The organism is [Clostridium] aminophilum (assembly GCF_900101295.1).
GTDB classification, from domain to species: Bacteria; Bacillota; Clostridia; order Lachnospirales; family Lachnospiraceae; genus Clostridium_R; species Clostridium_R aminophilum_A.
Window position 1 is genome coordinate 1 of the sequence record NZ_FOIL01000064.1, and the last position, 13,552, is coordinate 13,552.

Genomic DNA, 13,552 nt, shown 5'->3' on the forward strand with positions numbered 1-13,552 from the left:
GGTTGGTTGTACCGAAGGATCCGCATGTGCATCTGGAAGCAGTGGAAACTGCCAAGGACGAAGAAACGGCATCTCATCAGTCTTGGGATACCCGAGTACTTTGCTAACATGGCGGCAAACAGCCGGAAAGGCTACTGGAGAACGGTCAACACGACAACGGTGAAAAGAGCGTTGTCAAAAGAAAGACTGATACGTTCAGGCTTTTATGATTTAGCCATCGCGTACCAGTCAGTGCACGTCAACTATTGAAACCGCCGTGTACCGAACGGTACGCACGGTGGTGTGAGAGGACGGGGGCTAATCACCCCCTCCTACTCGATCGAGCTCGGAATATGATGATCCGGAATTTCGAATTTGTCCGGATTTTGTTCTTATATTGATGCGCTCTTCATATGTGCCGGATTACGGGATCCACTTACCGTCCAGGCCGACGCGGTAGCCGTCCGGTGTGATGCAGTCTGCGAGCATGGCACCGGTGGAGCCGACATAGTAATTTCCGATCCAGGTGTTTGCGAGCATACGGCCGTCACCGTCGAAGTAGTACCAGTATCCCTTGATATTGTGCCATCCGCGGAACAGATATCCGTTATCGTCAAAGAAGTACCATGTGCCGTCGATCTGCTCCCACTTTTCCTTCGGATAAGAGCCGTCGTCGAACTGATACCAGCGTGTCTTGCCGGAATTTCTCCACTGACCCGCAAATGCCGGAAGGACGGAACCGGCAGACAGAGCGAGGATCATTGCTGCAAAAGCGATTCTTTTTTTCATGTTTTTCCCCTTTCATGATTGGCATGAATGAACATGCAAATTCTGAAATATCACATTTGATGTGAACAGAATCAATTTTATAGCAAAAAATCTTTCATGTAAACTTGGGTGACAAGACACAAGAGGAAGAAAATGCAGTAAAATCAAGGCTTACAGTGCAATCTTACGAATAGATGACGTCTTTGTGACATAATGTCATTATTTTGTAGTAAATGAACAAAGTCCGCTGGTTAAAAGGACGGTAGATTCAGTCTCTTACGATTTTTACAATCTGGATCACAATCGTCGGGATGACGGCACAGAGAGCAATGATCGCGGTGTGCGGAGCGTCCAGAACAGCGACGGAAAAGAGATTTCGTCCCACCCCGGTGAATGCCGTGAAGGCAATCAGGAGAAGGCCGAGACCGAACGCACCGAGACTATAGGGATTGCTGGTCATTCCAAGCCGCAGAAGGCTGGCGTTCTGCCGGCAGTTAAAGCCGTGCAGAAGTCTTGCCCCGGTCAGCGTGAGGAAAGCCATGGAACAGGCCATTCGGTCGGATTCGCGAAGTCCCATCCGGTAGGCTGCGATGACGGCGCAGGCGATCAGGAGTCCCTGCAGGATCATTTTGGTGACAAAACTTTTGTCCATGAGACCTTCCTTCGGATCACGCGGCTTGCGTTTCAGGATATCGGCCGCTCCCGGTTCCATTCCGATGGCGAGTGCAGGGAGTGAATCCGTCACCAGATTGATGAAGAGGAGCTGAACCGGCAGAAACGGAAGCGGAAGTGCGGACATCGATGTGTACAGCACTGCAACGATGGCGGACAGATTTCCCGAGAGCAGGTAGAGGACGGCATTTTTGATATTCTCATAGATCGTCCGCCCGTGGGCAACCGCCTTGATGATCGTGGCGAAATCGTCATCCTGCAGAATCATGGAAGCAGCATCTTTGGATACTTCCGTGCCGGTGATTCCCATCGCCACGCCGATGTCGGCTTTTTTTAATGCCGGTGCGTCATTGACTCCGTCCCCTGTCATGGATACGATTTTGCCTTTCTTCTGCCATGCCTCGACGATGCGGATCTTATTCTCTGGTGAAACGCGGGCGTAGACCGCAATCTTTTCGATCTTGTCTTCGAGTTCCTTCTCGCTCATGGCGTCCAGCTCCAGACCGGTTACCGCCAGATCCCCGTCGCGGAAAATTCCGATTTTCTTTGCGATTGCGGCTGCGGTCACTTTGTGATCGCCGGTGATCATGACGGTACGGATTCCGGCTTCCCGGGCACGGCGAATGGCGTCCGCGGATTCCGGGCGGGGCGGGTCCATCTCGGAGATCAGGCCGAGAAAGGTATAGTGATATTCGGTTTCCGCAGTCAGATCTTCATCGGATTCTTTGTAGGCGAAGCCGAGAACGCGGAGACCGTTTTCCGCAAATGTATCATTCTGACGAAGAATCTGCCGGCGGTCCTCTTCCGTCATGGGCAGAATCCGGTCGTCAGAGACCCGAATCCGGTCACAGCGCTCCAGAAGCACATCGACAGCACCCTTGGTGAAGACCGTGGGACTTCCGTGGATGGAATGCTTGGTGCTCATCAGTTTCCGGTCGGAATCGAACGGCACCTCACCGGTCCTGCTGAGGAGGGTGCGGAGATCCTCGTAGGTCAGGCGGAGGCCGTCGTCCTCCTGGGCGAGTCCCTTCACCTTGTTATACATTTCCAAAAGCGCGTATTCCGTCGGATCGCCGATCCCTTTTCCCTTCGAGAGGGTGGAATCGTTCGTGAGAACGGCTCCGTAGAGAAGATAACGGTGGGTCTGACTGTGCATATTCAGGTCCTCTGCCCGGAGAAGCTGACCGCCGACATAGATTTCCTGAACCGTCATCTTATTCTGGGTGAGTGTTCCGGTCTTGTCCGAGCAGATGACGGAGACGGAACCGAGGGATTCCACTGCGCTCAGTTTTCGGATGATGGCATTCTGCTTTGCCATTTTCTGTGTGCCCATGGCCTGGACAATGGTGACGATGGAATTCAGCGCCTCCGGAATCGCAGCGACGGCGAGGGCCACCGCAAAGAGGAGAGAGTTGAGAATCGTCATTCCGCGGAAGATGCCGAGAACAAAGAGAAAGGCCGAGATGGCAAGGATGCCGGCGGCAAGTTTTGCCGAAAAGTCGTCAAGACTGCGCTGAAGAGGAGTTTTCCGATCTTTGGTCTGATTCATCAGGTCGGCTATTTTTCCGATCTCTGTATTCATTCCGGTCTCTGTGACCGCGATCACGGCACGTCCGTATGTGACGAGGGAACCGGAATAGACCATATTAGTCCGGTCGGCGAGGGGGAGATCCCCGCTGAGCACCCCGTCGGTTTTATCCACATTGGTGGATTCTCCGGTGAGGGAGCTTTCATTGACCTGCAGCGAATAGTTCTCCAGAATCCGTCCGTCGGCGACGATCAGATCCCCCGCCTCGGCGATGAGAATGTCCCCCGGAACGATCCGGACGGAATCAATCTCCACACGGTGTCCGCCGCGGATCACCTTGGCAGAGGGGGAGGAGAGCGCTTTCAGCGCATCCAGAGACTTTTCGGCGCGGATCTGCTGAACGGTTCCGAGGATCGCATTCAGGATCAGAACCGCGAAGATAACCAGCGTGCTTTCCGTGTCGCCGGTCATCATCGAGATCAGGGCGGCGATGATGAGAATATTTACCATGAGATCCCGGAACTGTCCGAGAAAGATGCGAAGAGCACTTTCTGTTTTCTCTTCTGCAAGCGCGTTGGGACCGCATTGAGACAGAATCTCCGCAGCCTCTTCATCGGTCAGACCGCTGCGCCGGGTCGAGAGTGCTTCGAGGGTTTGTTCTTCCGTGAATGTATGCCAGTTTTTCATAGGGGGGCCTCCTGAGGGTTCGGTCTCATTAAAATACAGCGCCGGGGAGGGCGCTCTGATTATAATGCTGAAACATAAAATTATCATTAGTATAAGCGGAACGTCAAGTGTTTCAGTTCATTGTAACATTGTATAGTTCAGCGGAACCGAATTCGGAGAGAGCAGTTTGCTGCGTAAAAAAACGGTCTGCCTAAACGGCAGACCGGGAGCGGAGATCTGTGCGGCAGGACATTTCTCCGGAATCTCTGTAATATAAGATAAAGACAGGTGCAGCGTTTCCGGCGCTTTTTTGAAAGCGCCGGGCTGGATTATTCCAGATTCAGACGGCGGTCAATAAAGTAATATGTGACAGCACCGTAGATCAGCGTTCCGATCAGAAGGCCTGTGATAAAGATCGACTGGAGTCCGATCGAACTGCAGTTGTGGGTGAGGTCCCAGAAGAGTTCGCTGAGTTCAACGGAGAGAGAACCGGTCTCCAGCAGGATGGAACCGATTCCGTTTTCGAGAATCTGAAGACCGATAAACGCGAGAACGCTTCCGATCAGGCGGTGACTGGTCCACTGACAGCCGATGGCGATGGACGCATAGATCCGCATGATAAAGAATGCGAGGGATACGGCGATGAGAATCAGGAACATGATCAGATCCGGCAGATAATTTCTGAGCCCTTCCATAACGAACTGGATGATCCGCAGCAGTTCGTCGTTGGACGGAAGGTCCCGGATGAAGAACATGGCGAAGACGGTCATGGACAGAAGGCCGCTGATTGCGGAGAGCGCACTCCAGATCAGAACGGATATGGTCTTGGCGGAAATGATTGTACCGATCCCGGTCGGAAGAGAGAACATCAGGTAACCTTCATGTCCCATCAGATTTTTCCAGAAACGGGTCACCGCGAGGGTGGCGGTCATGACAAAGATTGCGATGCAGACCGAGACAAAGAGGAAGACCAGCGTGAGAAATCCGAAGCCGGCAAAGCCTCTTCCGGAGAGAACCGTCTGAGGAAAAGTCTGAAAGCCGATACCAAGGATGACGGATAAGACAAGCAGCGCACCATAGAGCGGCAGCATGATTCTGCCGAATGCTTTCATTTCGTAAGAAATCAGTTTTCCGAGCATTTGAATACCTCCCTGAAATAATGATCAATACTCTGTCCGGTACGTTCGCGGATCGAATCGGTGCTTTCGTGCAGATAAAGCGATCCTTCTTTTAAGAAAACAACCTCATCCAGAATCGGTTCCACATCAGCAATCAGATGCGTGGAGATGAGGACGAGAGAATTTTCACTGTAGTTGGTGATGATCGTCCGGATAATGTAATCCCGGGTTGCCGGATCGACGCCGGCGATCGGCTCGTCCAGCAGATAGACTTTTGCATCTCTGCTCATGGTCAGGATGAGCTGGACTTTTTCGCGCGTTCCCTTGGACATCTTCTTTAACGGTGTATTGCTGTCGATCTCCAGCCCAAGGTGAGAGAGCATGTTCATGGCTTTTCCACGGTTAAAATCTGCGAAGAATTTCTCATAGAACGTGAGAAGTTCATGCAGGTTCATCCAGTCCGGAAGAAAGTCCCGGTCCGGAAGATAAGAGACAATCTTTTTGGTCTCCGTTCCCGGATGATTTCCGTCCACCAATATTTCTCCGGAGGTCGGTGTCAAAAGATGCTGAATCAGTTTGATCAGTGTTGTTTTTCCGCTGCCGTTGGGCCCGGCGAGGCCGATGATCCGTCCGCTCTCCAGCGTCAGATCGACACAGGATAGAGCGGCGGTACGGCCGTAGCGTTTGGTTAAACCTCTGCATTCAAGAAGACTCATTCAAATTCCCCTTTCTGTTCGATTCGGATTTTCATGGTTTCTATAAAAATCCCGTAGTGTTTTCGTGAGGGCGGTTCAGATCCCGTATTGTTATGGAACTCTGGCGAATGCCGTATCTTTGCCGGCAGACCGGTTCCTAATCAATGGAAGATCTGTGCTCCGGCTGTTCATTCCAGCGGCGTACTGCCTCCACAATGTCTTTCCGGTTCATTCCGAGCCGCTCCAGATTCCGAAAGAGCTCGCGAATATAAGTTTCACTCAGATCATTTCGAAGTTTTTTCATCACGGTCTCATCCTCCGTTACAAATCGTCCGTTGGTTCGCTGTGTGTAGAGGAGCCCCTCCGACTCCAACTGCGTCAGGGCCCGCTGCATGGTATTTGGATTGACGCCGATTTCTCCGGCAAAGGCCCGGACCGGCGGAATCCGGCTTCCGGGCGGCATGACGCCGCTGGCGATGTCATTTCGCATGTGCGAGATGATCTGGAGATAAATCGGAATACCATCTTTGAATTCCCATTTCATCATGTATGCCTCCATTCAGGATAGGATTCCAAGTGATTGTGTTACTGAATTAGTACAATGGGATGATAACACGTGGCCATCATTGTGTCAATGCATTAGTACAATAAAAATAAAAAGATTTTGTAATATCTTATCAAGGTTATTGTCAGACATCGAGGAGTATGCTTCTGATATAATAATGATGCGTAAAAGACAGACCGTTTCGTGATCATTGTGGTCGAAGAGGAGGATGAAAATGAATCAGTATAAAAAACTTGCGATGGCGGCAGCGGCAGTTCTGGTTCTCGGCGCGGCCGGTTGTGCGGGAGCGGCCGGACAGACGGCGCAGACGCAGACAGGAACCGGAGACAATCAGATTACCGTAACCGGAAAGAGCTGTGTGAATGTTGTTCCGGATATGGCAAAGATTGTTTTTGCTGTGAACACGGAAGGAGTATCGGCGGAGGATACCCAGAAAGAGAATACGGAGAAAATGAATCAGGTCATCGAAACACTGAAATCGATGAATATTGATGAGAAGTGCATCCGCACCTCCGATTACACCATGTACCCGCAGTACGACTATGGGTATGGAAACAGTCAGCAGATTATCGGATATCAGGTTGGAGCGACTCTCACCATTTCGGATCAGAAGATTGAGGATGTGGGCACGATTCTGACAAAAGGCGTTAAGGCGGGCATCAACAGCGTCAGTGAGATCAGTTATTCTTCCAGCAAATATGATGAAATCTATCAGGAGGCATTAAAGCAGGCGGTGGATGCATCGAATGTGAAGGCGGAAGCGCTTGCCAAGGCATCCGGAAAGACGCTGGGATCGATTAAGATGATGACGGAAGGATACGAGGATGAGAGTTCCCGGTACTATCAGACAAACAGTATGATATCCGGTATGACGAAAGATCAGGAGAGTATGGTGTCGATTCAGCCGGGCGAACAGGCCGTTCGGGCGGAAGTCAACGTGACATACGAGCTGAAGTGACGGAGAAATCAAACAGGAAAAATGAAAAATGCCCCAGCGCTGTCCGCGAAAAAACGCGGGCAGCGTTTTTATTTCATAGGAAATTTCTCCGAAATTCCCTATGAAACAAAACGCTCCGCGGACTTTGTTCTATGCGAGCAACGGCGAAAACCGCAAAGCGTGTTCCGGCTCGATATGTTATGGGAAATTTTTCAAAAAAATATAAAAATCATTAATTAAAGAAAAGCTCCAGCAGTTTTACTTGGGGGAAAACTGCCAGAGCTTTCATAACTTTTTAAAACCTCCATGCCGCGGTGGGAAAGAATGGTGGAAAAAATAGGTGGAGCGCTTTTTTGGGTGGAAAAAGCATGGCTAAAGAATTTTTTTCCTGCAAGCACCGGAGGTATGGTCATACGATAACATAGTGATCTTCACAAAAGTATCACACTTTTTGAAAAAGATAAAAAAGATTATTTTTTTTATAAAAACGTTCCGGAATCTATTCTGTTTCCGGTGACCAAAACCCAAATTCCGATTATAAACAGAAGATCTTTTCCCGGACTATCACAATCAAAATCATAATTCAAAAAAGAAGTTTACGCAAAAAATAAAAGGTGTTATTCTTGCACACGTTGCGGAAATCACAAAAAATATTGAGAGCAAATATTATGATTTGAGCTCCAAAAGAGGGATTATGAAAAAAGGTAGTAAGGCAAAATTTCATCGCGTAATGGTTACACTTCTTTCCGGAACAATTGCGTTAGGAAATCCGGCAGTTACGCTTGCGGACACCGTTTCCGGTATTGAGCGCGAGGGAGGCACTGATTCGGAAAAGGAGGGCAAGGAGAGCAGCGACAGCACTTCCGGGCAGGAAAATGCAGGGGATGCAACCGAACCGAAATCGGAAAGCGGTACTACCGATCCGGAAACAGAAGCGCCGGCATCAGACGGAGATTCCGACGGCAGCAGTTTGGATCCGGAGACCGAAAACCAATCTTCAGCCCCCATGGATAACGACACGGCGGAAGAAGCCCCGGAGGAAAACGGTGCAGACCACGCTGAGGAAAAGATGACAAATGCCGATGATTATCAGGAAAAGAGCACGATGACCGTCGACAGGAACGGTGAGCTTCAGGAACTGAATGCCGAGTCGGAGGCATCAAAAAATATAAAAGAGTTCATGGACGCACAGAATGTCACTTCGGATTTTGCCGTTTACGGAAAAGAACTGAAGGGAACCATCGGACATGAGGACGGCAACATTGCGGTAGAGCATTTGGACGCCAGCACCTGCGTCATGAATAAAGAAAATCAGTATGCTGCAAATACGGTCGGGAAAGAGGAACAGAGAGAGGTAGATATCGATTATGCCCGAAACGGGTATTCTTATATCGGCAGCGCCTCGGAGGGCGTTCAGATCACCTCCTGTTCCAACGCCGGACAGTGGAAAAAGGACGGTGAGGAACAGCAGCCTCAGTCCAATAATTCCAAGATTGTGCTCGGAGAGAACGCATCTCATGCAGTGAATGAAGAGAGCGGAGCGGCAAATCATTTCAGCGCTGTCGTTATTCAGGATGAAATGCTGAATGAGAACGGTGAACTCCGGGATGAGGCGCTGAAAGAACTGACGGACAGCGATAATCGCTTTAAGAATCTGAAAGACGTCATGAAGTTTGACGAAAACCTGGAGAAGATCGGTCAGGCGGGACAGAAACTCATCGATTCGATGAAAGAGGAGTCCTCCGCGGAGGATGATCTGACCAAACTCCGGAAAACCGCGGAGCTTCTGGACGACAAAGAGAAACTGGATAACGATTCCATTCTTGCCGTTACGGTTGGCGCCGGTTTTCTGGCCTGCGGCGGATCAGCGGAAAAGACCAACGTGATCAAGGAAACTCTGAACAGTCTGATCACAAAGAATGACAATCTGGTGAATATCCTGATCAATGTGGTGATTGACGCAAGGGATGTGCTCGTTGATTCACAGAACAACACCAGGGTTCTTGATCTCTCTCACGGAGGAGAGATTAACCGATTTCAGGGTTATGATGGCAGGGCGGCCTGTCTCACATGGAATTTCGGAAGTTTCGACGGTGTTCTGAAACTCAATCTCTGGTCGGGAAATATCCTTGCACCGTTTGCGCAGGTTGAAGCGGGAGGAGATGTCCAGAGCGGACGGATCGTGGGAAGCACCATCAAACATACCGGAGAGGTACACATGGCTGTCAAAGGTACGGAAATTGAGGTGCCGGAAGAACCGATTATCCCGGAGATACCGGAAGAGCCGACAACTCCGAGTGAGGAACCGACAACCCCGAGTGAGGAGCCGACAACTCCGAGTGAGGAGCCGACAAATCCGAGCGAGGAACCGACGACCCCGAGTGAGGAGCCGACGACCCCGAGCGAGGAACCGACAAATCCGAGTGAAGAACCGACGACCCCGAGCGAAGAGCCGACAACCCCGAGCGAAGAGCCGACGACCCCGAGCGAGGATCCGACAACTCCGAGCGAAGATCCGACGACTCCGAGCGAGGATCCGACAACCCCGAGCGAGAAACCGACGACCCCGAGCGAAGAGCCGACAACTCCAAGTGAGAAGCCGATGACACCGGACGTGCCGCAGGATCATTCTCATGGCGGTTCCGGCGGCGGAGGTTCCCACAGCCGCGGAAGTCATTCCACCGGCAAGACGGTGATCCCGTTTATACCGATGTCAGTGCCTGAAGCGGATCCGGAGGAAACTCCGGTGATGGACAGACATGTTCCGGAGATTCCGGAAGTGTTTACTCCGGCGGTGCCGGAGGAGCCGGTGAGAGTTGCGGCTCCGCAGACAGGGGATGAATCCCATGCGGACCTGTGGCTTTTGGCCGGACTTGTGGATGCCGTTCTTCTCGGCGGATATTATGCCGCAAAACGGAAGAGAAAGGCATGACGCACACAATAAAGCAATATCGAAAAAGCCGCCTGCCGGTTTTATGAAAAAAAGTCCCGTTGGAAGATGCATCCGACGGGCTTTTTTCAATTTATGGGGACAGAGAAGAAAAAACGAATGCAAAACTGAAGTAGGAATCGAGAACTCTGATGCGTACCGCGAAAAAATATCATAAAAAAAATCATATTCAATCCTTTGTGATAAAAAGGGGTTTACTTACAAAATAATGAGTATTATTCTATATTTGTTTGCAAGGATTGAATAATTCAGAAAACAGCTTAAATTTGAGGGAAAACAAATGAAAAAGGCAAAGAGGAAGACATTGAACCGTGTTTTTATGACCGTTCTTGCGGGAACACTGACAGCAGTAAACCCGGCTACGGTTTTAGCGGATGTAGCGGAGGAGAAGCAGGCAGAAGATTCCAGCCGCAAATCGAATGAAGATGAACCGGAAGAAGCGAAGCAGGCAGAAGATTCCGGTCACAAAGCGAGTGAAGGGGAGCCGGAAGAAGCGAAGAATGAGGAAGCGAATCCGGAACAGAACGGAGAGAATGTTCCGGTTTCTGAGGACGTACCGGATCAGGAAAAAGCCGATAATGCGAAAGAGAAGCAGGAAAGTCTGAATGAAAAGACCGGCAATACCGGATGTGAGCAGATCGAGGAACCGGTATTGAACGAGGAGCTGGCTTTTTCGGAAGAAGAACAGAAAGCCATTGATGAAGAAAATGCGGAGGCGGAGAAGAAGACGGCGGAAAAAAATGCTGAGAATGTCACTCCGAAGATAAGCGAAGCATATCAGAAAGCGGAAGAGGACGCGAGGGAGGCTTCCAAACTGGCGGATTCCGTCGAGGAGATTCAGGAGAAACTGCCGGAAACTCTCGATACGGCAGAAGAGGCGGAAGCAGTCTGTTCCGCGGTAGAAAAGCACAATGAGATTGTGAAAGAGGATCAGGAGAAGGTCGACGAGGAAGCTAAAAAAACAGTCGATCAGGTTGTGATCACAGAGAAGGGAACCGAAGTCGGCGGAAAGAAAGTGAAGACATCCGATCACGCAGAGAGCAGTGAAGAATCCGGATCTGAAACAACAGAGCTCACGGTGGATGAATACGCAAAGAAAAAAGCCGATGATGCCAGGGAAGCAGCGGAAAAAACGAAAGAAGCGCTGGATAAGGCACTCTCGGTTGATACCGATACGGTTGATCTGACAAAAGCAGCGGAAAAGGGCGAGGAAGCGCTGGCCAAGGCGCAGGCGGTCCACGATGCGGTAAAGGAGGCAAACACCGCAGCGTCTGCGGCGGTATCTGCGGCGTCGGACCTCAAGAAAGTGGTTGATAAGACCAGACAGAATCTGAAGGATTCTGTGGATACATTTAATAATCTGGCTGAAAAATACGGCCTGACCGGACGCTATGTGGAAGATAAGAACGGAAATTATGTATACCGGACGGATTCGGTAAGTGCGGAAGAAGCAGCACAAAAGAAAAATGTCAATGTATATGATGATCAGACCAAAAAGAAAGTAAATGAAGACATCGCAAAGGCGGCGGAAATACTTGACAGTAAGGAGACGAAAGATGCCATCTCCGATGCGGCGGAAAAGATCGCTGACTCTCAGGAAAGTTTGAAAAGTGCGGAAGCGCTGTACTCAGAAGCGAGGAGTGCTGCCGGCGAGGCGGTGGCTGCAGCGGTGGATGCCAATGTGACATCAATCCTGAACAATGTCAGCGTGCAGCAGAGGGTTCTTGATGCACTGGAAAAGCCGATGAAGGACATCAGGGATCGCGCGGATGCCGCCAAGGACAACTACGACAAGACCAAAGCGGAACTTGAGGGGATCAAAGAGCAGCTTTACGAAAAGCAGGCGGAACAAAACAGGGAAGACGAGCAGAAGGACTCTGACCGCGATCTGCTCTCGGCTGAATCGCTGGATCTTGAAAAACTTCAGGAGATGATTGCAGAAGCAGAGGCCAGACTGGAAACCGCGCAGAAAGAAATGGAAAAGGCGAATGCCGCAAAGGCTGTAGCAGAGAATTTCAAAAAATGGGCGGATTCGCTGCTGGTGGCTCAGAAGACATTTTTCCCTGCGCAGACAACAAAGGAAAATTCGACAGAATATGCGTATTTAAATGATCGGGAGTATGACGAGAACGGTAACGTTGTGGGAAGACCGACGTCCCATTTCATTCACCTGCATAATGAGTTGGATCAGGATGAGCGGCGGGATATCCCATACATCCTCTACCGGCAGTATGTGAAATATGCCATTGCCACCGAGACGGTCGAAAACGGAACAGCGGTTGCAAAGGAAGTTTTCCAGTATGATCACCTGAACAAGGGTGTTGATATCATCGTAAACGGAAAAAAGATTAAGAATGAGACCTCCGGAAAGGGGATCTCTCTGAAAGCGGCGGAGAATCCGGCCTGCAACACATGGATCTACTGGAAAGTGATCAAGGATGAGAATGGTAAGGTGATCCTGCCCACAAACGAGGAATACTATGTTTCGAAAGCGGATGGTTCTCCTTCGGATGAGATGGAGAGCGGACTTTATTTTGTCGGGTATGTTCTGAAACGGCAGCAGGATTCTTATCATTACGACGGATATCTCTTCGAGTATGAGAAGCCGGAGGAGCCGACAAGCCCGAGCGAGGAGCCGACAAATCCGAGCGAGGAACCGACAAGCCCGAGTGAGGAACCGACAAGCCCGAGTGAGGAGCCGACAAATCCGAGCGAGGAACCGACAAGCCCGAGTGAGGAACCGACAAATCCGGCAGAGGGATCCACGGACCCGGCGGAGGAACCGACCAATGCGAGTGAGGAGCCGACAAATCCGGCAGAGGGATCCACGGACCCGGCAGAGGAACCGACCAATGCGAGTGAGGAGCCGGCGGCGGTAACACCCGCACTGCCGGAGAGCGGCAATACCGGCAACGGATCTTCCAGCAGCGGCAGTGGATCCTCCGGCAGCGGCAGCGGATCTTCCGGCAGCAGTTCCCGCGGCGGCAGCAATCATATCAGTCTCAGCATATATCAGCCGGCAATTCCGCAGGATGCCGGGGAGAACACAGCGGAATCGGAACCGCTGACAGAGATCTCCGGTGCAGTACCGATGTCACCGGCAGTCGGAATGAGTACTCCGGTACCGATGGAGGGGGCAGCTCCGCAGACCGGCGATGATCGTCAGATGTTCATGTGGGAGGCGATCAGTGCACTTTCCGCAGCAGCGCTCGGTGCATATTGGGTTATCCGCAGAAAGCACAGTCGGAAAGTCAGATGAGTATGTTTTCCGGCTGACCGGAATGCAGCCCTGCGGAGGGCATAACCCGGTCGGGATCTGTTTCCGACGAAATTGAATATACCACCCAAAGGTGGCTCGTGTGCGGTGTATCCGCAGGCGGGCCACCTTTTTGGTGCGCCCGGCGGGCGCACGTTCTAAGGGGTGAAAGTCCCTGATCCGCCCGGCAGTGGGAAGGATGCAGCCAGAGGCAAGGGCTCCACCGTGAGGTGTGGGTCTGAAGGAAGCCCGAGGCAAAGCGCTGGCCTGACGAACAGGAATCCCGAACAGGCTGTGAAGCGTGGATGAGGCTGCCAAACAAGCCAAAGTCCAAAAACTGCACGGAACGCCAACAGTAGACGGGACAGGTATAAGTGTGAAAGAACGTGTGGGTACCCGGGGAGATCTCACGGACGCG

8 protein-coding genes and 1 pseudogene are annotated in these 13,552 nt (G+C 51.2%); 4 read left to right on the top strand and 5 right to left on the bottom strand.

Going from position 1 to position 13,552, the window contains the following annotated elements:
• A pseudogene (locus BMW41_RS15365) lies at nt 1–249 on the top strand (group II intron reverse transcriptase/maturase); the annotation flags it as partial.
• A 153-nt stretch (nt 250–402) separates the two neighbouring features.
• On the opposite strand, the gene BMW41_RS12480 reads toward BMW41_RS15365, so the two are convergent.
• From BMW41_RS12480 to BMW41_RS12500, 5 genes are all read right to left on the bottom strand, one after another.
• Entirely contained in the window at nt 403–768 is a 366-nt protein-coding gene (locus tag BMW41_RS12480) for a hypothetical protein (RefSeq protein WP_074650409.1), read from the bottom strand.
• Between the two features lie 247 nt (nt 769–1,015).
• Complete coding sequence (locus BMW41_RS12485) at nt 1,016–3,634, bottom strand: cation-translocating P-type ATPase (RefSeq protein ID WP_074650411.1); 2,619 nt, start codon at nt 3,632–3,634, stop codon at nt 1,016–1,018.
• Nucleotides 3,635–3,942: 308 nt separating this feature from the next.
• Nucleotides 3,943–4,752: a hypothetical protein gene (locus BMW41_RS12490; RefSeq protein WP_074650413.1), complete on the bottom strand. Its 810-nt coding sequence runs from the start codon at nt 4,750–4,752 to the stop codon at nt 3,943–3,945.
• Nucleotides 4,737–5,447, bottom strand: a complete 711-nt coding sequence (locus BMW41_RS12495; RefSeq protein ID WP_074650415.1) for an ABC transporter ATP-binding protein — start codon at nt 5,445–5,447, stop codon at nt 4,737–4,739. Before BMW41_RS12495 ends, BMW41_RS12490 begins: the two co-directional genes overlap by 16 nt.
• A 136-nt stretch (nt 5,448–5,583) precedes the next feature.
• On the bottom strand, nt 5,584–5,973 hold the full coding sequence (locus BMW41_RS12500; RefSeq protein ID WP_242870353.1) for a GntR family transcriptional regulator: 390 nt from the start codon (nt 5,971–5,973) through the stop codon (nt 5,584–5,586).
• A 232-nt stretch (nt 5,974–6,205) separates the two neighbouring features.
• On the opposite strand from BMW41_RS12500, the gene BMW41_RS12505 reads away from it, so the two are divergent.
• From BMW41_RS12505 to BMW41_RS12520, 3 genes are all read left to right on the top strand, one after another.
• A complete protein-coding gene (locus tag BMW41_RS12505) occupies nt 6,206–6,949 on the top strand; it encodes an SIMPL domain-containing protein (protein ID WP_177171242.1) in 744 nt (247 codons plus the stop codon).
• 673 nt (nt 6,950–7,622) lie between these two features.
• Entirely contained in the window at nt 7,623–9,860 is a 2,238-nt protein-coding gene (locus BMW41_RS12515) for a collagen-binding domain-containing protein (protein WP_143050877.1), read from the top strand.
• A gap of 337 nt (nt 9,861–10,197) precedes the next feature.
• Nucleotides 10,198–13,137, top strand: coding sequence for a hypothetical protein (locus BMW41_RS12520; RefSeq protein WP_207646896.1), 2,940 nt, complete (start codon nt 10,198–10,200; stop codon nt 13,135–13,137).
• Nucleotides 13,138–13,552: the final 415 nt, after the last annotated feature.